Raw genomic sequence first — 24536 nt, 5'->3', positions numbered from 1 at the left:
CGGGGCGGGGCTAGTCTCGAAGCTCCCGCTCTCCCTCCTGGAAGGTTTCGATGACAGTCTCTGGCGACTCAGCCGCTACGAGGCGGTCCCGCAGTGCGTCGCGGCTTATGAGGCGCGAGATGCGGCCCAGAATCTTGACGTGCTGCGACTTGTGCTCTTCCGGCCCCACGAGAAGCAGCAGCAGGCGGACCGGCACGTCATCGACGGCCCCGAAGTCGACCGGCTCCCCGGTCGTGGCGAAGGCGGCGACGGTTTCGGTGGCCGCAGGGGTTTTGGCATGGGGGAGGCCGAGGCCCTTTCCTACACCGGTCGACATCTTCTCCTCCCGCTCAAAAATGGCCCGTCGAACTGCCTCCAGATTATCGATGGCCTCGTCGCCGGCAAGCACGTCCACCAGGGCATCGATGAGCTCTGACTTCGAGGTGCCGGGCAGCCTGATGCGGACGTGTTCAGGATCGAGGAGTTGATTGACCTCAGTGGTCTGGGTCGTCGGCATGCACACAACCGGGTCGGTGAGCAGAACGGCGGGCCGACTGCACAATAGCGCTTGCAAAATAGGGCAACGCCAGGTCAATTTCACGTGTTCGACGGCCGGGAAAAAAAGCAGCAAAGTTCCTCGGCTCCGGCACGGTCGGCGGCCGCGTCCTCGTCGCTGCTCTTTCCCTGATCCCTTCGCCCCCGAGTTCTGCGGTGGAGAGTGCAGGCGGGGAGGGCACGCGGCGCGACACGAAGCGGAGACACCGGGTTCTCTCCGGCTCCTCAGCAGCCATCATGACGGGGCGCCCCGATGGTGCGGTCGAAGCGCGTGACGCTGTCGCGAACGAAGTGATCGTCGTCGGGCACGAAGCGGCGCTCTTCCACGGAAAAGGCGTCGGGCTCGACGGTGACAACGTTGTAGAAGTTAATCGGTCCGGTGGGTTGTCGGTACCGATTGCTGGTGGTGGTTCCGGCACTCGCGATCACGATCCGGTGTTCACCAGGGATAATGTCGAGCGGGGTGATGGCGGGAATGTGGAGGTGTCCGCACAGGATGAGGTCCACGCCGGCCTCGGTGGCCGCGTCGAGCGTTTTCTGAGCCTGCTGCGCCACGGGATGCGGGCTGATGGGCCCGATGGCAGTCGGATGCAACTGGTGGTGCACCACGAGCACCCTGAAACGCTCCGCAGGCACGTCCCGAAAGTAGTCGCGGAGCGCGTTCCGGTCGGCGGCGCCGAAGCGCCCCCCTTTGATCGTGGCTCCGTGGGCGGAGGTAAGCCCGAGCACGGCGACCTCGTTGGTCTCAAAGGTGGGAGCGAGGTCGTCGGTAACGTACCGCTTGTACCGCTCCAGAGGCATCCGGAGCCGCTTGAAGGGCCGCCACCACGGATAAACGTCATGGTTGCCCGGGACGACGAGGACGGGAGGCTCTAGGGCGTCGAGCATGGCCCGCGCCGACTCGTACTCGGCGGGCTGGGCGCGCTGTGTCAGGTCACCACTTAGCGCGACGAGATCGGCATCTTCCTCGTTGAGTTCATCCACCAGAGTCGATACGACCCGGGGATGCGCGATACGCCCAAAGTGGAGATCCGAGATGTGAGCAATGGTCATGGGAGCGGCTCCCTGACGGAATCAGCCCCTTTTCGTGAGTGTGCTGGCGCGCACAGCAAGCGGCCTCCAGAATGAAAAAATGATTCGTGAAACGTGATGCGTGAGGTACCGACTGCAGAGGGGGAAACCATTACGCATTACGAGTCCCGCATCACGCCTCCTCTGAAACTCGCGGGTGATGTCTGCAAAGACTCGGCACCATGCACAAGGCACGATCCTAAAGCAGTAAATTCATCGGCTCTTCCAGATAGGACTTCACGGTGTCGAGGAACTGGGCCCCTTTCGCCCCATCCACGACGCGGTGGTCGCAGGACAGAGTCACCTTCATACGCGTGCCGGGCACCACCTCGCCCTCCTCCACGACGGGCGTCTCGCGGATCTCACCGATGGCCAGGATTGCCGAGTTGGGGGGGTTGATGATGGCCGTGAACTCTTCGATGCCGAACATGCCGAGGTTGCTGGTGGTGAAGGTTGCGCCCTCAAACTCCTCCGGCTCCAGGTCGCGGTTGCGGGCCCGCTCGGCAAGATCTCTGGTCTCTTGTGCGATCTGGGAGAGCCCCTTCCGGTCCGCGTCCCGCACGACGGGTGTGATGAGGCCCTCATCGATGGCGACGGCAATGCCGATGTGTACGCGATTGTGCTTGTGGATTTCGCCCTCGTCGGGGCGGTAGGCGGCGTTCACGTACGGGTGGTCGTGCAGCGAGAGGGCGCAGGCCTTCGTGATGAGGTCGTTGAAGGAAATCTTCGTGCGCCCCTGCTCCTCGGCCAGCTCGTTGAGATCCTCACGGAGCTCGACGGCTTTCTCCACGTCGATGTCGACCGTAAGGTAGTAGTGAGGGGCCGAGTACTTGCTCTCGGCGAGGCGGCGGGCAATCGTTTTCCGCATCTGCGAGATGTCCTCCGACTCGTACGCGGCCTCCTCGTCCGGTATCGCGTAGGTGGGCTCCTCGGCAACCGCCGGTTCTGGGGCGGGTTCGGGCTCGGGAACCGGCTCAGGCTCGGGCACGGCTTCGCGCTCCTCGATGTAGGCCTCCACGTCGCGGCGCACGATGCGACCTTCCGGCCCCGACCCTTCAACGCGTTCCAGGTCCACGTCGTGCTCCTGCGCAATGCGGCGGGCCAGGGGAGACGCCTTGATGCGGCGGCCTTCAGCGTCGGTACCGGCAGGGACAGGTTCCGGCTCTCGCTCCCGCAGTTGCCCATCCCCCGTCGGCTCGGGCTCTACCTCGGGTTCAGGGGCAGCCTCCACCGGCTCGGGTTCGGGCTCACCGGCCGGGTCTTCGGGCTCCACCGGTTCCGGTTCGGCCTCGGGGTCCGCCGTCGCAGCCCCGTCGCCCTCGCCGTCGCCGACCAGACTGGAAATGTCCTCCCCCTCCTCCCCGATCACGGCGATGAGCTCGCCGATGGGGACCGTGTCGCCCTCGTCGATTACTTTCCTGAGCAACACCCCCTCGTCGAAGGCCTCCAGGTCCATCGTGGCTTTGTCCGTCTCAACCTGTGCGAGCACGTCCCCCGAGGACACCTCGTCCCCCTCGTCCACCAGCCAGGCGGACAGCACCCCTTCCTCCATGGTGTCGCTCAGCTTGGGCATCTCAATCGCGTTAGCCATAGGTCAATGTCGAAGTTCGAAGTGCGGATGTCGAAGGCGAGTTGCCCAGAGTGCCGAACTCCAACCCGAAACTCGACACTCGCAATTCATCACTGTGCGTAGAGGACGCGGAGGCACTTGTCGACCGTCTCGTCGACGCCCGGCATGTACTCGTCCATCAGGTTTGGCGCGTAGGGCGCGGGGGTGTCGGGGGCCGTCACACGCAGGATGGGTGCGTCGAGGTAGTCGAAGGCGCGGTCTTGCACCTGGTGGGTAATCTCCGAGGCCACGCTCGTGAAAGGGTTGCTCTCATCAACGACGACCAGGCGATTGGTCTTCATCACCGACCTGACGATCGTGTCGATGTCGAGCGGCTTGATGGTGCGCGGGTCGATGACCTCGGCGTCGTAGCCCTGTTCCTTGAGCTCTTCGGCGGCGTCCATGGCGATGTGGTAGCTCTTGCTGTGCGCCACGATCGTCACGTCGTCGCCCTCCCGCGCCACGCGGGCCTCACCGAGCGGGATCGTGTAATTGTCCTCTTCACTCACCTCCCGCTGCATGCCATACATCAGTTCACTCTCGAGGAAGACGACCGGGTCATCGTCACGGATGGCGCTTTTGAGCAGGCCTTTCCCGTCGTCCGGAACCGAGGGCGCGACCACCTTCAGACCGGGAAAATTTGAGTAGAGGGCCTCCGTGGAGTTGGAGTGGGTGGCGCCGAGCTGGCCCGCCGCGCCGTTGGGCCCGCGAAAAACGATGGGGAGGTCAAACTGGCCACCCGACATGTACCGGATGTTGGGGGCGTTGTTAACGACCTGATCGAAGGCGACGAACGAGAAGTTGAACGTCATAAATTCGATGATAGGCCGGAGGCCGCTCATGGCCGCCCCAATGCCAAGGCCCGCAAAGCCAAGCTCGCTGATGGGGGTGTCGATGACGCGCCCGTGGCCGAACTGGTCGAGCATCCCCTTGCTCACCTTGTAGGCACCATCGTACTCGGCCACTTCCTCCCCGATGAGGAAGATGTCGTGGTCGCGTTCCATTTCTTCGGTCATCGCCTCTCGGAGCGCCGTGCGGAATTCCAGCGTAGCCATATTCAGTGTCGAGTTTCGGAGTGCGAACGTCGAATGTGCGGAGAAGAGTGCCGAAGGAGCAATTCGAAATTCGACACTCGAAAATCGCCATTGCTCAGGCGATGAAGGGGTAATCTTCCTGAACGTACAGGTCGTCGTAGATTGCGTCGGCGTCCGGGAACGACGCATCGTCCGCGGCGGCGATGGCATCTTTCACCGTCTGCTTGGCCTCGTCGTCGATGGCCCCGATGTCCTCCTCACTAGCGATGTCGTGTTGAATGATGTAGTCCTGGAGGCGGTTGATGGCATCTTGGCTCTGGCGGTCCTCCAACTCGTGATCGCCCCGATATTCGGCCGGGTCGGTAATGGAGTGCCCCTGGTAGCGGTACGTGCGCACCTCCAGAAGCGACGGTTGGTCGTGCCGGGCGTAGTTCTGGACGTGGTCCTGCACGGCCTTGTTGACGCTGAACACGTCCATGCCACTGGCCAGCGAGGAGGGAAAGTCGAAGTTGTAGCCGTGCTTGAACAAGTCGGGCTTGCTAAAGGCCCGGTCCACGGCCGTGCCCATCGCGTACTGGTTGTTTTCGCAGACGAACACGATGGGCAACTCGTAGATCCCGGCCAGGTTGCAAGCCTCGCGGAACGCACCCTGGTGCATGCCCCCATCGCCGAAGAAGCAGAGACAAACGTTGTCGTCGCCCCGGTACTTGTGGGCAAACGCAATGCCGGCCCCGAGGGGCAGGTGCGCCCCCACGATGGCGTGCCCGCCCATCATCTTCTTCTCGTGGTCGAAGAAGTGCATCGAGCCGCCCTTCCCCTTCGAGCAGCCCGTCTTTTTGCCGAAGAGCTCGGCCATGCACTCCTCAGCGGTCATGCCCATCGCCAGGCCCATGCCGTGGTCGCGATAGGCGGTGATGATCGAGTCCTCCCCGATGTCAACGGCCTGGACGCTGCCTGTAGAGACTGCCTCCTGGCCGATGTAGAGGTGGAGGAACCCCGAGATCTTTTGCCGCTGGTACATCTGGCGACACCGATTCTCGAAGCGCCGCTGCAGCAGCATGCTGCGGAGCAGGTCGAGCACCTCCTCATCCTCAAAGCCCAGCTCCTCGTGTCCGTATGCGTCGGCCGGGTAGGTGTCGAACGACACCGTTTCCTCCAGGGGGCCCTCCGGGATGCTAAGGGGCTGCCGGGTTGCGGCCCCCCCAATGGCCTCTTCGGCTTCTCCATTTCCGGAAAGGGGGCTGGGACGCTTCTCAGTCGTTGAGGCTTCGCTCGACGCACCATTGGCGGTCGCAACGTCCGCGTCCGCCCCCGCAAACTCAAGCTCCTTGAGGGCATTCTCGATGTCCTCCGCGTAAGCCGGCCCGATCCCGCTCAGCTCCTCGAACGAGTCAATCTCCCGGAGCTCGGCAAGGCTTGTGATCCCGGCCTGTTCTAGCTGCGATGCATGCGGAAAATCTTCAGGAAGACCAGTTTTGTCGTCGAGGCTCCCATTCGATCCGGAGTTCGGATTGGGGGCTGAGGTGTCGTCAGCCATGACGTGCGTAGAGGGGTGGGTGAGGGGATACGGAACGTGAGCAGGTACCGCTCTCCATGGTGGGAATTTGTGTACGCCGTATGCAGCGCAAAAATCAGCGATTTGGGCCAAAGAAGCAATTTGGTCACGCCTTTGTATCCCGATCTCATTTCTCGGTTTCACCCTCCACCTCCCCGGCGGAACTCGTTTTTTATTAAAATCTCGAAGCGCGCTGGACACAGCGCGCTGGACCGATAAGTTCTTGCCACGCATCTTCGCTAGGAGCATTTGGGCCTGACAACCAACCCTCTCGTTTTTCTCTTCCCCTGGACCGTAATCCCCAATCGGTGTCCGAGTCCACTTTCCAGAACGCCCCCACCGACGCGCTCGTCATCATTCCCACGTACAACGAGGCCGACAACATTGGCCCCGTCCTCGAGCGGGTGCAGAACCTGCCAATCCCCATCTCCATCCTCGTCGTGGACGACAACTCGTCCGACGGGACGGCCGCGATCGTGCGCTCGGCCATGGAGGACGCCCCCGAGCGGGTGCACCTGATCGAGCGAAGTGGCAAGCTAGGCCTGGGCACGGCCTACTTGCGCGGCTTCCGGTACGCGCTTTCGCAGGACTATACGTACATCTGCGAGATGGACGCCGACCGGTCCCACGATCCCGACGACCTCCCGCGCCTCATCGAGCCGGTACGCGACGACGAGGTCGACCTCGCCATCGGATCGCGGTACGTCGACGGCGTCCGCGTCATCAACTGGCCGCTTTCACGGCTCGTCCTCTCCTACAGTGCCGGCATCTACACGCGCACCATCACCCGCCTGCCGATCCTCGACGTCACGGCGGGCTTCAAATGCTTCCACCGCCGCGTGCTTGAGGCCCTTCCGCTCGGCCACGTCAACTCCGACGGCTATGCCTTTCAGGTGGAGATGCACTACCGCACCTGGCGAGCAGGCTTCCGCATCAAGGAGATTCCCGTTGTGTTCACCGAGCGCACCGAGGGGGAATCGAAGATGAGCAGGGACATCGTCCTCGAAGCAGCCCTGAAGGTCTGGGAACTGCGAATTCGAAGCCTCCTGAATCGCCTGTGAGTGCGGCGGGTTCGCTGTCTTTTCGGTTTCCTAATAGAGAGGAAGTCCGCCACGTCTTAGGTTGACGTGACGGACATTTCTGTCAGGCATTGTCGTCTCTTCACCTTGTCTCCCCGATCAACCGACCCGACCATGAGCACCGACGACGCACCGTCTCCGTCCTCCGGCGAACGCATCACAGTGGAGGACGGCACCCTCCAGATTCCCGACACTCCTATCATCCCCTTCATTGAGGGCGACGGGGTCGGATCCGACGTCTGGGCCGCGGCCCGACCGGTCTTCGACGCCGCCGTCGAGACGGCCTACGACGGCGAGCGGGCGATCGAGTGGACGGAAGTGCTGGCCGGCGAGAAGGCCGAGGAACAGACCGGCGAGCTTCTCCCCGAGGAGACCGTCGAGACAATCCGCGACCACCGTGTGGCCATCAAGGGGCCCCTGACCACGCCCGTCGGCGCTGGCTTCCGGTCGCTGAACGTGGCCCTCCGCCAGAAGCTTGACCTCTACGCCAACGTGCGCCCCACCTACTACATCGACGGCGTTCCCTCCCCGATGAAGAACCCGGAGCAAATGGACATGGTCACGTTCCGGGAGAACACGGAGGACGTCTACGCGGGCATCGAGTGGGAGGCTGAGACCGAGGGAGCCGAACAGGTCCGGGCGTTCGTCGAGGATCAGATGGGCTTCGACGAGACGATCCACGACGGCCCGGTGGGCATCGGGATTAAGCCGGTTACCGAGTTCGGCACCAAGCGGCTGGTCCGCGAGGCCATTGACTACGCCCTGGAGAACGACCGGCACCAGTTTGTGACGCTCGTGCACAAAGGCAACATCATGAAGTTCACGGAAGGCGCCTTCCGCGACTGGGGCTACGAGGTGGCCCGCGAGGAGTACGGCGACGAGGTGATTACCGAGGACACCCTCTGGGAGGAGCGCGACGGGGAGCCCCCCGAGGATGCAGTCGTCGTCAATGACCGGATTGCCGACAACATGCTCCAGCAGATTCAGACGCGGACCGACCAGTACGACGTGCTGGCGATGCCAAACTTGAATGGCGACTACCTGTCCGATGCCTGCGGTGCACAGATCGGCGGGCTCGGCGTGGCCCCGGGTGCCAACTTCGGCAACGCCGCCTGCCTGGCCGAGCCGGTCCACGGCTCCGCGAACAAGTACGCCGGGCAGGACAAGGTCAATCCATCGGCGCTGATTCTGTCGGGCCGGCTGATGTTCGAGTACATGGGCTGGGACGAGGCCTCCGACGTGATCCTCGATGCCCTGGAGACAACGATCGGTCAGAAGCGGGTGACCTACGACTTTGAGCGCAACCTGGAGGACGCGGAGCTGCTCAAATGCAGTGAGTTTGGCCAGGCGGTCGTGGAGAACATGGGTTAATCGGTGACAGAACGGCTATCGTTGAAACGCTGCAACATTTTTCTCTGGGTGGTGCCGGCGAGAAACCTGCGATGTCACCTCCCATGTGGATTCCACCAAGCTTCTCTTCCAGACTGCCCGCGACGCATGCGACGCACCACCCTCATCGACGAGAACGGCCACATGGTGACGGTCCGGGCGCCCGAGGACCAGCCGACCAACGACCCGAAGACGGACACCCACCACGACTTCCTCACGGACCACTGGATGGACGTGGCCGCGGCGTCGTATCTCGGCTTCAAGCGCCACGGCATCGGCGCGGTCGTAGTGACGCAGCGTGACCCGGCCGCCAGTCCCATCCACGAGAGCATTGGCACCCACAAGCTGCTCTACAGCCCGGACAGTGGCGGGTGGATGGACTACCAGGCAGACCGCCTCCCTACCGAGTGGCTCGACACCCGCTTCCAGTCGTACGACCCGAACGAGACAGCCGTCGTCGTCATGGCCGACGAGGACGGTTCGCTCCGCGTTTATGTCGTGGATGGCACCCCTGCCCCGCCGCGGAGCTACGAACTGGTGCAGGCGCGGCAGAATTGATCCCTCCGACTCACCGGTCTGTCCCGCCGAAAGGGTTCGCGCCATTTCTCGAAGAAGTCCCTCGGTCACGCCCTGCGGTGCGGGATGGGCACCAGTCCGTTCGGTCGGAACGGTTCACGCTTCACGTCTGGCAATCTCGTGCGGTACCGCCCCAATTGCCCGCCATCCGGCCCGCACCCCCACCGCCAGCACGACCGGGAAGACCGCTGCGTGAAGGTCCTGCGGCCACCACGCCCAGCCCCCAGCCACGACGATCGTCACCACGGCCGTGGCAGCCATATACGTGCGAAGCCCCGTCGCCGACGGCCGCCACAGCAGCACAGCGGCCGCAATCAGGTGCGTGGGCCATGCCCAGAGCAGATTCCAGTTGTGCTCCGTGACCTCGTAGGTGGACACAAACCAGAGGAAGCACACGAGCAGGCCGGTCAGGCCCACGCCGGCGAGCAATAGCGCATCGCCGTACGTCCCGGGCCGTCGACCGGCCATCGCCTGCCGCCCCGTCCACCCGAGTGTGAGAACGAGAACGATCCATCCCGCGGCGAGGGGCCAGTCGAACGCCGAGGGAGTCGCGTCGTAGCCCTCAATCCACCGCACCGTGTCTGTGCGGGCCACCAGCGCGCGGGTTGTATCGCGGGTGTGAATGGTGGCGTGGCTGAAGGCCTTGAAGAGATACTCCGGAAGAAAATGCGCCTCACGGGCCGTAACCTGCCGATCGGCCGGCATGCCGAGAGCGAGATCGAAACTCAGGTCCACGAGCGGCAGGCTGTTGGCGTAGGGGTCCAGGAGGTGCCGGAACGTTTTGCCCGGAGCGGGACGGCCCGAAAATTGAACAGCATCGCCCAGGGCCTTCTTCAGGGCGTCCCGTACCCGCGTGGAGCAGTTATCGAAGAAAAAGACGTACTGATAGTAGCGGTTTTCGGGCTGGGCGTTGACCCGGAGAACTTGAAAGAGCGCCGTTCGCTGCTTACGGGTCAGGTCGAGCTGCTGCTCAATCACGGGTCGCCGCTGCTGCTCGTAGGCCCGCAGCGCGGCGTCGTAGGGGGCTACGCTTAGGAAGTACCGTAGGTGGCCGTACGCAAACTTCAGGATAAAGAGGGGGTCGCTGAAATCGAAGGTGCCGTAGTTGTACAGTCGGTCGATGCCGAGCACGGGATCGTGCACTCGAAGGGCGCTGTGGCCGAACATCGAGTACACCGGATCGCCGGGCAGAATGGTGACCATCGACACCTCCGATTTCGGCGAGAGGCGCGCCGGCTGGGCCGCACTGGGGACGGCGCCCCCCCATGTTACGCTGCCCAGCAAAACGAGGACGAGGACGCATCGGAACGACGTGGAATATGGCATTGGGGCCGGCATGAAGCGCAGAGCAAATTGCTCTCGCTTCGAACGTTCGCCCCCCAGGCGGGTTCAACGGACGCTTGACTCCTCGCGAACCAGTCCCGCCACCGCTGTGGGCCGAACCGACCGCGCCGAATTTGTCCTCGAGAACCTCCGCGAGCGGATCGACCGCCCAACCACCGAGCTCGAGTACGACACCCCGTACCAGCTGCTCGTCGCCGTCATTTTGTCGGCCCAGTGCACCGACGATCGCGTCAACGAGGCTACCCCTGACCTCTTCGAAGCCTACCCGACGGTCGAGGACCTCGCCGAGGCGACGCCCGATGACATCTACCCCTACATCCAGTCCATTACCTTTCCCAACAACAAGTCCGGCTACCTGGCCGAGATGGCCCGGCAAATCGTTGAGCGGTACGACGGCCAGGTGCCCTCTACCGTCGATGAACTGCAGACCCTGAAGGGTGTCGGGCGCAAGACCGCCCAGGTGGTGGCTCAGGTCGCCCACAACGCCGACGCCCTGCCAGTCGACACCCACGTCTTTCGGGTGGCCAACCGCATCGGGCTCGTGAAGGAGGACGCTACCACGCCCCGAAAGGTGGAGCGTCAGCTCCGGCGGATTCTTCCGAAGGAGGACTGGGGGGAGGCGCATCACCTTCTCATCTTGCACGGCCGGTACACCTGCAAGGCCCGCACGCCGCAGTGCGACGACTGCCCGCTCCCCTCGGTCTGCAAGCACTACGATCGCCTCCAGAAACTGCCGGATCCGATTGACGGCCTGAACTCGTCGAAGGGGCGCTACTACTGCAAAACCAGCGACCACTACTTCGATACCCCCGACGTCCACGTGGATCGGTACGACATCGAGCAGACCGCTTGTCCGCACTGCGGCTCGATGCAGGTCTTCCGCACCAAATCGGGCACTCCCACCAAGCAAGTGAAAGACTACCGAGTGAACGGGTAGGGCGTCCGTGCGCCCCGACGGTTCCCCCGACCAGCCGGGACAGATCCCTCGGCACGCCGCGATCCCCTCACACAACTGCCACCGCAACGATCCCAAATCATGGATTCGACCCAGCGACACCTTCTCCTGATTCTGGACGGGTGGGGCCTCGCCGAGGACCCGTCGGTGAGCGCCGTCGAAAAGGCGGACACTCCCTTCGTAGACGGCCTCTTCGACGACCATCCGCACGCCACGCTTGAGGCATCGGGGCAGGCCGTGGGGCTGCCCGAGGGGCAGATGGGCAACTCGGAGGTCGGCCACATGAACCTGGGAGCGGGCCGCATCGTCCACCAAGAGATCCTCCGCATCTCGAGGGCCATCGAGGACGGGTCCTTCTTCGAGAACGAGGCGCTGGTCGGGGCGGCCCGACACGCCAAGGAGGGCGATCAGAAGTTGCACCTGATGGGCTGCTTCTCCGACGGGGGCGTGCACAGCCATCTCCATCACCTGTACGGCCTGCTGGAGCTGGCCCGGCGCGAGGGCCTCGATCCCGCCCAGGTAAACGTCCACGCCTTTACCGACGGTCGCGACACCGATCCGCACGGCGGCGTCGACTACGTGCGGCAGTTCCAGGAGAGGGCCGCCGAGATCGGCGTTGGACGTCTCGTCTCCATCGTGGGCCGCTACTACGCCATGGATCGGGACGAGCGGTGGGATCGCACCGAACGGGCGTACCGGCTGCTCACGGAGGGAGAAGGCTCCGTCTTTGACGACCCGGTCGAGGCGCTGGAGGCGAGCTATGAGGAGGACGTCACGGACGAGTTTGTGGAGCCCCGCCGCATCGAGGGGGCGGATGAAACCGCGTTCGGCGAGCACGGGACCCGCGTCGAGGATGGCGACGCCGTGATCTTCTACAACTTCCGCTCCGACCGCGCCCGGCAGCTCACCCGCGCCTTCACCGAGGGCGACTTCGAGGGCTTCGATCGAGAGCGGCTCGACGACCTGGCATTCGTGATGATGTCGCCCTACGACGAGGAGTTCGACCTGCCGGTCGCGTTCGACACGCTCAACCTGGAGGGCACGCTCGGGGAGATCATCAGCGAGCGGGGCGGGCGGCAGCTCCGGGCCGCCGAGACAGAAAAGTACGCCCACGTCACGTACTTCTTCAGCGGCGGGCGGGAAGACCCGTTTGAGGGCGAGGACCGCATTCTGGTTCCCTCCCCGAAGGTGGATACCTACGACCGCCAGCCCGAGATGAGCGCACCGGAGGTGACCGAGCAAGTGAGCCGGTCACTCACAGACAACGACTACAACCTCGTCGTCCTCAACTTTGCGAACCCCGACATGGTCGGCCACACGGGCGACTTCAACGCGGCCGTAGCGGCGTGCGAGGCGGTGGACCGGGGCGCTCAGCGGGTCGTGGAGACCGCCCGGGAGCACGGCTACTCCGTCAGCATCATCGCCGACCACGGCAACGCCGACAAGATGGAAAACCCGGACGGCTCTCCGCACACGGCTCACACCACGGCCCTCGTCCCGCACATCATCCTCAAGGACGACCTTGAGGGCCCCGTGCAGGACGGCAAGCTGGGCGACGTGGCCCCCACGATTCTGGCGCTTCTCGGGGAGACCATTCCCGAGGCGATGGAGGGCGAGGTGTTGGTCCCTGCCACGCAGGCCGTGTCTGCACAGTAGTGCCGCTTCCTCCCCGTTCCCCTTCTCCTCTCTCCGACGATCTCCACAGATCAAGGGAGCGGGGCTTCCCAGCGGCCCGTCGTGGGGTCCCCGACACGGTGGGACTCTACTCGATGGTCAGCTCGTAGGGGAGCCGGGCCTGCACGGTGCCGTGCGCCCCCATCAGGCGATCGAGCATCTGTTTCTGCCGCCACAGCTTGCGCTCCAGGGGGTTCATGGTAATGGAGCGCCACACCTGGCGCGCCTGTGCGGCGAACTGCTTCGTGAAGCGTTCGAGGAACGTCGTTGGGCGGGGCAGGACGCGCGTTCGGTACGGCCCGTCGCCGAGACCGGCCTCCGCGCCCGCCATCGCAATGGCGTCCCGCAGTGTCCCAGTCGTGTCCACGAGCCCGGCGCCCACCGCGTCACGCCCCGACCACACGCGTCCCTGAGCCACCTCGTTCACGGCCGAGACGTCCATGCCGCGGCCGGACGCCACGCGTTGAAGAAAGGTGTCGTAGACACGGTCGATGGAGCGGCCGAGAAGACGGCGCTCGTTCGAGCTCAAAGGCTTGACTGCAGAGGACAGGTCGGCGTAGGGACTGGTGCGAACGCCGTCGTAGGTGATGCCAAGCTTGTCGTTGAAGAACTGCTTCGCATTGAACGAGAGGCCGAACACACCGATCGATCCCGTTGTGGTCGTCGGATCAGCGACGATCGAGTCGGCCGCGGCGGCGATGTAGTAGCCCCCCGACGCAGCCACGTCGCCCATCGACACGATCACAGGCTTCTCCGCGGCGGTGCGCTGCACGGCCCGCCACATCGTTTCGGACGCGGCGGCGCTCCCGCCCGGCGAGTTGATCCGCAGGACGACTGCTTCTGTGGATTCGCTCGTCCGCGCTGTCTCTAGCGCTTCCGTCAGGTCCGTGGAGCCGAGCATCTGCGGGCCGGAAAAGGGGGCCTGGTCGTCGGTCTCCCCAACGACAATCTGCCCCTCGGCATACACGATGTCGACCCGTCCCGTCCCCGTGTACGAGATCCCGGCCGACTCCGCCGAAACACTGCTGTATTCTCCCAAGGACACCGTAGACAAATCGTTCTCGACGGGGCGGTCTGCGATCGTGCGAAGCGACGCTCGAACCTCCCCCTCGTAGCGGAGTCCATCAATCAGCCCTCTCCGTGCTGCCACGGAGGCGTCGAGGAACGCGTTCTCGGAGGCGAGGCGACGGAGCGAATCGACCGGCTGCTCCCGGGCCTCAGCAATCGTTGACAAGAATCGGGTGTTCACCGTCTCCATGTAGGCCGTGAGCTGCCTGCGGTTCGGCTCCGAAAGGTCCGACCGCAGGAAGGGCTCCACGGCGCTTTTGTATTTGCCCGCCCGGACGATCTGCGGCTCTACCTTGAGCTTTTCGAGGGCGCCCTCGAAAAAGGCGAGGGTGTTGGCAAATCCATTGTACTCGAACGAGGACTGAGGGGCGGTAAAGACGCTGTCGGCGGCGCTCGCGACGAAATACCCCTTCTCGGTCATGCCAAACTCGTCGCTGGAGGCAATCACCGGAAGTCCGTCTTCCCGGGCCTCCACGACGGCCTGGCGTACCTCCTCTAGCGTGGCCCACCCAGCAGCGGATACGCCCTTCAGCCGAAGCCACACCGCCTCGATGCGCTCGTCCGCGGCGGCCTTCCGGAGCGATGTCTGAAGGTCGCGCAGGTCGTAGGCGGCCCCATCGCCGAACGCTTGCTGGAAGGGGGAGTCGGCCGAGCGCTCCGGGATGGCCCCCTGGAGGGGGACCGTGAGGACCGATCCGGACTGCACGGTCGGCGCCTGGTCGGCGGACAGCGAGACGGCAAAAAAGAAGAACACGAAGAAGAAAATAATGAGGCCGAGCGCAAGCAGGGTCCCGAGGACGCTGGCGGCGAGGGTAGAAAGAAAGCGCATGGACGAGGAGGCGGACTGAAAATTTGGTAGTGAAGGCAACGCAACAACACAGGTACTGCACGGCATCTTATACGGAGAGGAAAATCCCCGTTTCCTCTTTGGGCTCGACCCGCACCGAGAGGAACCCCAAAGTTGGTTCTCAAGTAGTTATAATAAATAGCGCCTTCCCCGCTCCGTCCAGACCGGCGCGCTTCGGGGATTCGTCGGTGTCTTGTGCAGTGGCGGTGAGGACGAGTTACCCCGGGCCGCCAGCGGCGTCTCGGCGGAAGGCCAATCCTCATGAAGGCTTGGGCACCGAAGTGAGTGGTACGTTTCACCGACTGCCGCAAACTCCGTGGAGCACAACGACGATCGTCCATCCCTTAGTCAGCGCGAGCGCAACATCCTTCGGCTCGTCGTCGAGCAGTTTGTCGACACGGCGGGGCCGGTGGGGTCCCGCTCCCTGGCGAAGGAAAAGAACGTTGATTTGAGTCCGGCCACCATCCGCAACACGATGGCCGACTTGGAGGACATGGGCTATCTGGACCATCCGTACACTTCTGCCGGCCGGATTCCTACGCAGCTTGGCTATCGCACCTTCGTGGACGAGCTCATGGACACCCCGGAGCTGTCCGACGTTGAGAAGGAGGTCCTCAAGGTGAAGCTTGCTCGCCTCGTCAGCGACACCGACGAGCTCTTGAGCGAAAGCACGCGCCTGCTGAGCAAGCTCACGAACCTGCTCGGCATCGCCCTCAGCCCTCGCCTCTCGAGCGGCGTGTTGGAGCGGCTCGACATCGTCCCGCTGTCGAGGTCGCGCCTCATGTTTGTGCTGAGTATTGAGGGGGGCGTCGTAAAGACCGTCGTCATCGAGACGGAGTCTCTTCCGCCCCGGTCCAAGATTGACCGAGTGGTGTCCCTCCTCAACGAACGGCTCGCGGGACTGACGCTGCGTGAAATCCGCGACACCTACGAGGAGCGGCTTCGTGACCTCCCCGACGAGACCGGACTGGTTCAGCTCGTCATCGACGAGTCAACCCTTCTCTTCAGCGAGCCAGATGAAGGTCGCCTGCAGTTTGACGGCACGCAGAACATTCTTGCTCAGCCCGAATTCCAGGAGCCGGATGACATCCGCCACCTGATCGAGACCATCGAAGACGAGGATCGCATCGTTCAGGTTCTCGAAAACCTGTTTGAAGCCAATCCCGAGGCCGTTGGTCAGGCCATTGTCCGCATCGGAAGCGAAACCGACGAGGAGGAGATGGACGCCTATTCGATCGTGATGTCGCCCTACCGGCTCGGGAGCACGGTCGGCTCGCTCGGGGTGATCGGTCCGAAGCGCATGGACTACGGCCGTGCCGTGGCCCTTGTCGAAAAGATGGCGTCGGCCGTGAATCGGCCCTCGGATGATGGTCCCTCCCTCGAGGATCCGTCCCTTCCGTCGTAGTCGTCCCGGCCCGTTCCTGCCTGCGGTCCGTCCCTGCGGACCCAGTGTCCCCCGGTTCCTCTCCCTTGCCCCGTTCGTCGCCCCCCTCCCTTTCCCTGCACGAACCTCTCATTCGACCGTGAACACAGACCAGACCGACAGTTCCCAGATGACGAACGACTCGTCCCAGGCCCCTGAGGAAACTGGTGCGCAGGACCCCGATGCGGCGGAGACACCGGTCTCTGAGGAGACATCCGGCACCGAGAATGGGGCGACTGAACAGCGCGATGAGATCGAGGTTCTCGAGGAGGAAATTGACCAGCTCAAAGAGGAACGAGACGAGCTCAACGATCGCCTGCTCCGGAAGGCCGCGGAGCTTGAAAACTATCGACGCCGGATGGAGCGGGAGAAGGAGCGCCGCTACGAAGCCGGAAAGCGGTCTGTCATCGAAGCAATGCTCGAAGTGCTCGATGACTTTGAGCGATCGATGGAGGCGACCCGCGACCTGGAGAACGCCGAGGACGCCGAGTCGGCCTACGAGTCTCTGAAGGGGGGCGTCGAGATGGTCTTCAGCAAATTCCGTGACGAGCTTCAATCCCTCGGCGTGGAGCCCATCGAGGCCGAGGGCGAGCCGTTTGACGAACAGCTCCACGAAGCGATGATGCGGCAGCCCTCCGAGGAGGCCGATCCCGGCACGGTGCTGCAGGAGATTCGGAAGGGATACACGATGGGCGACCGCGTGATTCGCCACAGCCGCGTCGTCGTGGCCGCCGAACCCGAAGCGGACAACTCGTCTGGCGACGAGCCCGAACCGTAAGTCGGTCTCTGTGGTCCCTCCCTGGGCCTTTCGTCCGTCCCCACCGATGCGGACCCCGAAGCCACTCTCTTCTGAACTGATCCCTCTCCTACATGCCGCGCGATTACTACGACATCCTTGGGGTCGACGAGGATGCCTCCGAGAAGGAGATTAAGAAGGCCTACCGGAAAAAGGCGATGGAGTATCATCCGGACCGGAATCCCGACGATCCGGAGGCCGAGCAGAAATTCAAAGAGGCGTCCGAGGCGTACGAAGTTCTGTCGGACTCAGAGAAACGGCGGCGCTACGATCAGTTTGGCCATGCGGGCCTCGACGAGGGGGCCGGTCAGCGTGGACGAGGTCGGGGCTTCCATGACATCGAGGACATTTTCGACGCCTTCAACGACATCTTTGGAGGCCGCGCGGGGCGCGGCGGCCGTGGACGTGACCGTTCGGACCGTCGGCGGGGGCGTCCAGGGAGCGACCTCCGGGTGTCTCTTCCCTTGACGCTCGAGGAGATTGCGGAGGGCACGGAAAAGAACCTCAAGCTCCAGAAGCACCTGGAGTGTGAGGCCTGCGACGGCACCGGCGCCGAGGGCGGTCTAACGGGGGAAAACTTTGTCATGTGTCCCAAGTGCGACGGGACGGGCGAAATCCGCCAGGTCACCCGCTCGGTCTTTGGCCAGATGGTAAACGTGCAGACGTGCCCGCGGTGCGAGGGCGGTGGTCGCATCATCGAAAACCTCTGCGACCAATGCGGCGGGGAGGGCCGCGTGCAGGGCGAGGAGACAATTTCGGTCAACGTGCCCCCGGGGGTCATGGAGGGGAACTACCTGACCATTTCCGACGCCGGCAACGCGGGTCTCCGCGGCGGTCCATCCGGTGACCTCCGCATCCAGATTGAGGAGCAGCCCCACGAGCACTTCGAACGAGATGGGCTTGACCTGTACTACGACCTCCATCTCTCCTTCCCCGACGCTGCACTGGGCACCGAGGTAGAAGTCCCGACGCTCGAGGGCTGGGCCCGGCTGGAGGTAGATCCCGGCGTGCAGGCCGGCAAGATTTTGCGGATGCGCAACCGGGGCCTTCCGGACCTCGAGGGGAGCGGTCGCGGCGACCAAATGATTCGTGTGCATGTCTGGACGCCCCAGAAGCTGTCGGATGAGGAAAGGGAACTCCTCGAGCGGCTGCGCGACCGCGAGCACTTCCAGCCTCAATCGACCGACGAGGGCTCGGAGAAGTCCTTCTTCCGTCGCGTGTCCGACGTCTTCTCCTGACGGCGATCATCTCGTAACGGATGAGCCTCACCACGAACGGCGGCAGGGCCTCTCCATTTAAAGCGAGGAATTTTTCCTTTGGATGGACGCGGCGCCCGCCCTCCCCTTGTCGGTGGATCCGCCGTCCCTCCACCCGGTTGACATGCAATGGGCGTTCTCTACGATGGCCGAATCCGCGGAGCCAAGCACATTTCGCACGCTGATGCGGCGGGTGCCGTCGCCTGTGGTCGTTGTTACGGCGCAGGGTCGAACGGAGGCTCGCGGCATCACGATTGGGTCCTTCTCGAGCGTCGCGTTGGAGCCGCCCCTCGTGAGCTTTAACGTGGGGCGCCAGTCGCAGATGTTCAACGTGATGAAGCACTGTGAACGGTTCGCCGTGCACGTACTGGGTGAGGGACAGGCCCACCTGGCAAAGCAGTTTGCGGTGCCCGATCTCAGCGGTCCTGAACAGTTCGAATCGGTCCCGCACGTCCGCGACGCCCACGGAACGCCCATCCTTGAGGGGGGATCGGCCGTGTTCTACTGCACCCCACACGACTCCCTCCCCGCCGGAGACCACGTACTCTACATCGGACGGGTCGTGGAGGTCGAGGAGCGCCCAGACCAGGGAAGTGTGCTGTACTATAAGAGCAGCTATCGGGGCGTCGGGAGTGAGCTTCGATCCACCCGGTTGGCGCCTGTGAACCGTGCATCGAGCGACTCGTCCTGAACGCCGATGCCGAAGAAGGCAAAGTCGTATCGGGCGGGGTCCGGCGCGCAGAGGTGTCGACAAATGGCCGTCAGGCGGCGGACGGCCGTCCAGTCGTTGCTTTTCCGCTCCAGCAGTCCGAGGGCCCGAGCCTGCCGTCCCACGTGCACGTCCACCGGAAGCATCAGCTCTGAGGGGTCCAAGATGGACCACAGGTTGAGGTCCACCGGTCCGGGCCGCACCATCCAGCGCAGATACATGTTGAGGCGCTTGCAGGCACTTCCGGCCTCCGGCCGCGCCAAGTGCTTCCGCAGGCGCTGGGGCGTCTCGTCGTCGATCGTGAGGAGGGTGGTGCTCACGCCCTGGAGCATCGTCGCCACGGAGCTCTCGTCCTCCGCCGCCGCGTCGGGACGGTGCGCTTCGAACAGACCCTCCATGGTCTCGTAGCGGTCGAGCGCGGTGCCAAGGTTCGCCGTCAGCCAGATCGCGTCCGTGGGCTGGAAGGTGCGGTGGACGAAACCGTCGAGCGCGGAGGCGTCCCGGTCGGGGTCAAACGTCCGCACGAAGCGGTACGGGGCATAGTCCATGCGCTCGCACAGCTCCTCGAGCTTGCGGAGCATCACGTCGCGCCGTCCCCAGGCCAGGAGCGCGGCGTACAGCCCGATGACTTCCTGATCGCGCGGGTCGTCGAACGCGTGGGGGATGGAGATGGGATCGTCGTCGATGAAGGCGGGGCATTCATGCCGGTCGACGAGCGTGTCGAGGTACGCGCGAAGGTCGTCGAGAGAAGCCACAGGAACCGCCACTCAGGCCTTGTGCGGAGACAGCGCGGCATACCGGACGAGAAGCCCGGTGGGACGTTCCGGATCCCGGCGCTGCGCGCCGTCTCCCACGGGCGAAATGGTCAGGCGTCGTCCTCGGAGTCCCCCTCGTCCCCGTCCTTCTCCCGCAGGCGGTTGAGCGCGTAGGCCGCCCCCGCCGCCGCGAGCCACTCGGCCCCGCCGAGCGGCACCTGGTCGGGCGGATTGGGCGTGCCCGGCGTGCTGGACTGTGCCTGCCCGCCACCGGACGCAGTTGACCCATCCCCCGACGGCTGCTCTGCGCGCTCTCGCTGGGCGTTCCCCGCGGCGGCCTCTTCGCGGTTCAGTCGGGCAATCTCTCCGCTCAGCGCGCGGCTCCGGCTCGCCAGCGCCCGCGCCTCTGACCGCCATTGCGGCGCGTCTCCCTCAACCGCCGCCCTGCCAGAAGGCCCCCCGCTCAGGTCGGGGGTCGTAGGCGCGGATTCAGTCTTCGGCCCCCCTCCGACAGGACCGCCGCCCGGGCTGCCCGCGTCAGGAAGGACCGCACCGCCTGACGTCCCACGGCCCGCTGCCCCACTGCCCGGTGGCGCCGATGCCGATGGGGACCTGAGCTCCGCGTGGCCGAGGTCCGGATTGATGTCGTAGCTGCCCTGCGGCACCGGGGCGAACGGCTCGGTGGGTGCAGACGGGCGATCCAGCCCGGTCCACGCCGGTACGCCCCCACCCGCAATCGGTGAGGAGCCGCCCCGGCTACGAGTCCCCTCCGCGGCGTACCCGGACGGCGCGGGAGCGTGCCCGCGTGCTCCGACGATGCCCCCACCGCCTCCGCCTGTCCCGACCGGCAGGGACGACACGACGTAGACGCCCCCTGCACAGATGAGGAGGACCCCAGTGATTATCCCAATGGCGAGAGGCAGGCTGCGGTCTGGACCGTACGGCGACGAAGGATTCATGGGCCGGACACGACGTGTTGGGCGAGTATCGAGGTGAGCCTATCAGCAATCGAGAATGGGACTACTTCCGGTACGGAAAGGTGCGCTTACTCCTCTTCGTCGTCGGCCTTCGTAGAGCCCTTCTTCCGCAGCCGGTTGAGGGCGTAAGCCGCGCCCGCCGCCACGAGCCACTCGGCCCCACCGAGAGGAGCCTGAGCTGGGTCCCCCGGCATGTTCGGCCCACTATTCGTCTGTGCCCTTCCGCCCGACGGGACCGCGCCGCCTGGTGACCGCCCAAGCGAGGACGGCGGGTCGGCCGGGCGCGCGGCCGGCGGAAGCTCTGTGCCCGGGGCCTCAGAGACCGAGCGGTCGGCTCCTCCCTTCTGTCCCGCTGAGCCGACCCCGTGCTGGGGCGTGGTCGAACGCCCCGACGGAGCAGTCCGTCCTCGATCCTGGGCCACCGCGGGCGCGCCGGCTCCCAGCAGCAGACCGATCGATCCGAGAACGATGGCGACCGCGAGGGTATGCTTCCCTACGAGGGTGTGTGAATCGGTCATGGGAACGTGTGGGCTGGTGCATGGGGAGAACGCGAAGGGCGATCGTGTTCTCGCCTGTGACAGTGCCCAGCTACCGCACCACGGTGACGCGACGGGTCCTCCGGAACTGCTCCCCGTCCGCACGGAGCAGATAGAGCCCACTGGAGAGCCCGCCCGCGTCCACCCGGAACGTGTGGGTGCGCCCTGGCGTCAGCGGGCCCTCGTGGACGGTGCGCACCCGCCGCCCGAGCACATCGTAGAGGGCCACCTCCACTTCTTGCTCGGCCCGCACGCGGAGCGACACGGTGGCACGGGTGCGCACCGGGTTTGGGGCCACCTCCACCTCTGCGACCGTCGCGAGACGAACCCGCACTGCCACGGTATCGCTGCGGGTCGCGGTGCCGTCCAGGTCCACCTGCCGCAGGCGAAAGACGTGGCGCCCCGGGTCGAGTGGGTCGGTGCGGAAGCGGTACTGCTGCGGCTGGTCGGTGGTGCCGGCCCCCTCGACAAATCCAGTGGATGCGAAGTCCTTGGCGCCGGGTCCGCGGTGCTCGACGTGGAAGCCCGCGTTGTTTGTCTCGCTGGCGGTAGTCCACGCAAGACGGGCGGTCTCGTCGGAGACAGTGGCGTGGAGTCGAGTGAGCTCTACCGGAATGGTACCCTGGTTGAGCCGAAGCGTGAACCGTGAATTCCCAGACTGCGCTTTTGCCCGAATCTGGGCCGGAAGCTCGAGAGGGGAGCGGGGGGGCGGCACCGATTGAGCCTTCGAGGTCGACAGCGTGAAGGCATAGGACGACTGCCGTCGGAGATTGATCGTGGAGTCGATGGCGGTGTCGTGGAGCGTGACCTTCCAGTCGTCCGGCACATTCTTCCAGGTGGGCCAGGACAGCCGGAACGTTTCGACCGGGTCGGTGCCTTGCAGCTGAAGGGACACAGGCACCTCGACGCCCTCGTCCGGCAGGGTGGAGGGGACAGACATCACCGACTGCAAGCGCGCCTCGCCATCGGTCGTGTCGCGGAACGCTGCCGTGGCATAGCGGCCCGAGAGGGGCGTCAGCTTCGAGGCGTCATGCACGTCCCAGTCGGCCGTGGCGCCCTCCGGGGCATGGAGCGTGAGCGCCTCGTCCCGCGTGAGTGCCGAGCCCTCTCCGTCCCGGCCGACGAGCTGGAATTCGATGCGTGGGGGCGCGCCCTCGGTGCTTTTCAGCGAAATCGGGTCGGCGACGCGGTCGTCAGCATTGAACACGAGGTCGGTATTCCCCGAACTGGTTCGCTCTACGAAGAAGCCTTGGTAGGGACCGATGAAATCGTCGGCCGTGTAGGGCGTCGTGATATCCTTGTATCCGCCTGCGCTCGGGTCGTAGATCTGCACCGTCGTCTGGAAGCCCTGTCCGCCAAAATCAACGCTTGCGGGGTCAATCGACTGAGCGTAGGGATTGCCGAGCAGGTGAAACCCATCTCCTAATGAACTCGTGCTGACCGTCGAGGTGCGCGGCGTGCCGGGCACGCTGAGCGTGAAGGGCGGTGTGTCGGTGCGATCCGTCTCCGCGGTGCCAAAGACATAAAAGATGTACCCCCTACCGCTGCCTGTGAGATCGGTCGTGGCCGATGAGGGTTTGGTCCAGTTGGTGCTTTGATTGTCGGGGCCGCCGGGCCACCGGTAGAGATTGGATGCTGCTCCGCTGAACGGCAGCCCACTGATGCCCTGCACGAGACTGACATCGGCGAGGTCTTCGGGCGTGACGCCGCTCATTGGAGCCGAGAGCATGCGCCACCCGGCCCCGCCGGTGATCTCCGTGGTGGGCTGGAGGGTTTGCCCCGTGCCGTTGCGGCCGGGGGAGCCGTCGTCGCCGGTCTGATCTTGGGCGTAGCCGCGTTCGCGGCGGGAGGTTTCGGTCCAGTTGTTTCCGTCGTTGTTTGCAGTCGTGCCCGTAAAGACGAGCGATGCGCCAGTTGGCACGTTGGGATAGTCGGTGCCTCCGTAGTCTATGAGATCGACCTGATTGCCACCTCCATCCAGCAGTTTGATCACTGAACCGCTGTTGTTGAGCGAGATACCATTGACGTAGTCGACATCACAATTTTTAATTCCTCCATTTTCCGAGGCGGTCGGGTTTTCGCAAAGCACCAGGAATCCCCGAGGCGGAATCGTGGCGGGAATCTCATCCGTATCTCCATCCACGTCGAGAGTCCATCCGCTCGTACCAAGGTCAATCTCACTCGTGGTAGTGTTGTAGAGCTCGATGTATTCCCCGTCCCCATCGGAAACTGCGTCCGGATCGGGCATCACTTCCGATATCAACACCTCGTCGCTGTGGTCGCTTACCGCGTCCTTAATCGTCAGATCGAACTCAGAGGGCGCGCCAATTGTGGCGTTTCCAGGCGTACTCAGGTCCTGGAGATCGAAGAGTGCCGTTTCCTTGCCTTCGCTTTCATCATCGTCGAAGTCCAGCGAAACGGTTCGGGTATCCCCATCGCTCGCGCTGGACGGAAAGGAGACCGTCGTGGTCGTCGTTGAGTTGGGAAAGTTGCTGGTGAAATCGCTCTGTGTGGCATCACTGTTTCCGGTGTCAAACGCCACGTCCACGTCAACCGAGTTGCCGTCCGGATTGAGGATTTCAACGGTGAGAACGGTGGACCCGTCGGCTTCGCTCACGGACCCACTACTTGCAGTGAATTGCACCGCCGGTGAAGAAGTGACCTCGAAGTCGTCCACGGCAAAGTCCTCATCGTCGGCATTCACTGATGCCTTAAATCGAAGGTCGAGGGTGCTTCCGGTGCCGGAAATATTCCTCGTGAAGCTGACCAACGATCCATTGGAGCTACTGATGGATTGACCATCGCCGGTCCCGTCCAAGTCTGTATCCACGGCAAACTCACCGTTCGAGTCGCCTCGGAATTCGATTAAGGTCTGGTAGCCGCCTCCGTCAATCTGATACTGCACGCGGAGAAAATCGGACTCGTCAATGTCGCCGGAGCCATCAAGAACTTCGCCGAACCCTCCCGTAAATTCGAGACCAGTTTCCCCGGAGATGTCAATTCCAGTCCATTCAATTTCTGCCGGATCGCTGCCCACGGCGTCCATATTCTGTCCGGCCAGGAAATTTGTGCCCGCGCCATCGTATTCCTTCTCGATATCGGGGTTCGCGTTCTGTGCCAGGATGAAATATTCCGCATCATTATTCAGTGCAAGCATCCCCTCCGTGACGGTGAACTTATTGTCGTTGTCGAAGGGCTCGTTGAAGATCGTCGTCTGCCCCACTGCCCCCCGCGGTGCGGCGGCCAGCAGGCACACGGCCAGGAGCCCGAGTGCCCAGGGAAGCGACGGCAGATACACAGCGCGCGGTCGGAGACAGGATGCAGGCGTCATGGCAGAGGGGAGCGTAAG

Annotated in this window: 20 protein-coding genes; 9 read left to right on the top strand and 11 right to left on the bottom strand. The window is 64.2% G+C overall.

What is annotated here, in order from left to right:
* Window positions 1-10 precede the first annotated feature (10 nt).
* From ABEL04_RS03375 to pdhA, 5 genes are all read right to left on the bottom strand, one after another.
* Window positions 11-496, bottom strand: a complete 486-nt coding sequence (locus tag ABEL04_RS03375; protein WP_375800973.1) for a PTS sugar transporter subunit IIA — start codon at window positions 494-496, stop codon at window positions 11-13.
* A 263-nt stretch (window positions 497-759) separates the two neighbouring features.
* On the bottom strand, window positions 760-1587 hold the full coding sequence (locus tag ABEL04_RS03370; protein ID WP_375800972.1) for a metallophosphoesterase family protein: 828 nt from the start codon (window positions 1585-1587) through the stop codon (window positions 760-762).
* Window positions 1588-1804: 217 nt separating this feature from the next.
* A complete protein-coding gene (locus ABEL04_RS03365; RefSeq protein ID WP_375800971.1) occupies window positions 1805-3196 on the bottom strand; it encodes a pyruvate dehydrogenase complex dihydrolipoamide acetyltransferase in 1392 nt (463 codons plus the stop codon).
* 89 nt (window positions 3197-3285) lie between these two features.
* Window positions 3286-4269 (bottom strand): pyruvate dehydrogenase complex E1 component subunit beta, encoded by a 984-nt coding sequence (locus tag ABEL04_RS03360; RefSeq protein WP_375800970.1) that lies wholly within the window; start codon window positions 4267-4269, stop codon window positions 3286-3288.
* Window positions 4270-4363: 94 nt separating this feature from the next.
* On the bottom strand, window positions 4364-5785 hold the full coding sequence (pdhA, locus tag ABEL04_RS03355; protein WP_375800969.1) for a pyruvate dehydrogenase (acetyl-transferring) E1 component subunit alpha: 1422 nt from the start codon (window positions 5783-5785) through the stop codon (window positions 4364-4366).
* 326 nt (window positions 5786-6111) lie between these two features.
* On the opposite strand from pdhA, the gene ABEL04_RS03350 reads away from it, so the two are divergent.
* The 3 genes from ABEL04_RS03350 (at window position 6112) to ABEL04_RS03340 (ending at window position 8829) form a co-directional block, all read left to right on the top strand.
* Window positions 6112-6864, top strand: coding sequence for a polyprenol monophosphomannose synthase (locus ABEL04_RS03350; RefSeq protein ID WP_375800968.1), 753 nt, complete (start codon window positions 6112-6114; stop codon window positions 6862-6864).
* 132 nt (window positions 6865-6996) lie between these two features.
* Window positions 6997-8253, top strand: coding sequence for an isocitrate dehydrogenase (NADP(+)) (gene icd / locus ABEL04_RS03345; protein WP_375800967.1), 1257 nt, complete (start codon window positions 6997-6999; stop codon window positions 8251-8253).
* A 126-nt stretch (window positions 8254-8379) separates the two neighbouring features.
* Window positions 8380-8829, top strand: a complete 450-nt coding sequence (locus ABEL04_RS03340) for a hypothetical protein (RefSeq protein WP_375800966.1) — start codon at window positions 8380-8382, stop codon at window positions 8827-8829.
* Between the two features lie 114 nt (window positions 8830-8943).
* Here the strand turns inward: ABEL04_RS03340 and ABEL04_RS03335 are convergent, their stop codons facing one another.
* Window positions 8944-10173: a DUF4105 domain-containing protein gene (locus ABEL04_RS03335; RefSeq protein WP_375800965.1), complete on the bottom strand. Its 1230-nt coding sequence runs from the start codon at window positions 10171-10173 to the stop codon at window positions 8944-8946.
* A 106-nt stretch (window positions 10174-10279) separates the two neighbouring features.
* Here ABEL04_RS03335 and nth point away from each other — a divergent pair, with 106 nt between their 5' ends.
* On the top strand, window positions 10280-11128 hold the full coding sequence (gene nth / locus ABEL04_RS03330; RefSeq protein ID WP_375800964.1) for an endonuclease III: 849 nt from the start codon (window positions 10280-10282) through the stop codon (window positions 11126-11128).
* Between the two features lie 99 nt (window positions 11129-11227).
* The gene (gene gpmI, locus ABEL04_RS03325; protein ID WP_375800963.1) at window positions 11228-12802 is read left to right on the top strand and encodes a 2,3-bisphosphoglycerate-independent phosphoglycerate mutase; all 1575 of its coding nucleotides are present in this window, start codon (window positions 11228-11230) and stop codon (window positions 12800-12802) included.
* 106 nt (window positions 12803-12908) lie between these two features.
* Here the strand turns inward: gpmI and sppA are convergent, their stop codons facing one another.
* Entirely contained in the window at window positions 12909-14717 is a 1809-nt protein-coding gene (sppA, locus tag ABEL04_RS03320; RefSeq protein WP_375800962.1) for a signal peptide peptidase SppA, read from the bottom strand.
* A 334-nt stretch (window positions 14718-15051) separates the two neighbouring features.
* Between sppA and hrcA the strand changes: the two genes are divergently transcribed.
* The 4 genes from hrcA (at window position 15052) to ABEL04_RS03300 (ending at window position 18901) form a co-directional block, all read left to right on the top strand.
* Window positions 15052-16140: a heat-inducible transcriptional repressor HrcA gene (gene hrcA, locus ABEL04_RS03315; RefSeq protein WP_375800961.1), complete on the top strand. Its 1089-nt coding sequence runs from the start codon at window positions 15052-15054 to the stop codon at window positions 16138-16140.
* 118 nt (window positions 16141-16258) lie between these two features.
* On the top strand, window positions 16259-16936 hold the full coding sequence (locus ABEL04_RS03310) for a nucleotide exchange factor GrpE (protein ID WP_375800960.1): 678 nt from the start codon (window positions 16259-16261) through the stop codon (window positions 16934-16936).
* Window positions 16937-17028: 92 nt separating this feature from the next.
* Window positions 17029-18192, top strand: coding sequence for a molecular chaperone DnaJ (gene dnaJ, locus ABEL04_RS03305; RefSeq protein WP_375800959.1), 1164 nt, complete (start codon window positions 17029-17031; stop codon window positions 18190-18192).
* An 82-nt stretch (window positions 18193-18274) separates the two neighbouring features.
* Complete coding sequence (locus ABEL04_RS03300) at window positions 18275-18901, top strand: flavin reductase family protein (RefSeq protein WP_375800958.1); 627 nt, start codon at window positions 18275-18277, stop codon at window positions 18899-18901.
* On the opposite strand, the gene ABEL04_RS03295 is transcribed toward ABEL04_RS03300, so the two are convergent.
* The 4 genes from ABEL04_RS03295 to ABEL04_RS03280 form a co-directional block, all read right to left on the bottom strand.
* On the bottom strand, window positions 18826-19674 hold the full coding sequence (locus tag ABEL04_RS03295) for a TIGR02757 family protein (RefSeq protein ID WP_375800957.1): 849 nt from the start codon (window positions 19672-19674) through the stop codon (window positions 18826-18828). The two genes, ABEL04_RS03300 and ABEL04_RS03295, sit on opposite strands and share 76 nt — an antisense overlap.
* A 110-nt stretch (window positions 19675-19784) precedes the next feature.
* On the bottom strand, window positions 19785-20633 hold the full coding sequence (locus tag ABEL04_RS03290; RefSeq protein ID WP_375800956.1) for a hypothetical protein: 849 nt from the start codon (window positions 20631-20633) through the stop codon (window positions 19785-19787).
* A gap of 86 nt (window positions 20634-20719) precedes the next feature.
* The gene (locus tag ABEL04_RS03285; protein ID WP_375800955.1) at window positions 20720-21169 is read right to left on the bottom strand and encodes a hypothetical protein; all 450 of its coding nucleotides are present in this window, start codon (window positions 21167-21169) and stop codon (window positions 20720-20722) included.
* Between the two features lie 70 nt (window positions 21170-21239).
* Complete coding sequence (locus tag ABEL04_RS03280; protein ID WP_375800954.1) at window positions 21240-24518, bottom strand: lamin tail domain-containing protein; 3279 nt, start codon at window positions 24516-24518, stop codon at window positions 21240-21242.
* Between the last annotated feature and the right edge of the window lie 18 nt (window positions 24519-24536).

It is taken from the genome of Salinibacter sp. (genome assembly GCF_042218895.1).
In the GTDB taxonomy this organism is placed as follows: Bacteria; Bacteroidota; Rhodothermia; order Rhodothermales; family Salinibacteraceae; genus Salinibacter.
The sequence above is the reverse complement of the archived record's forward strand: the minus strand, read 5'-3'. Positions and strand labels throughout refer to the sequence as shown.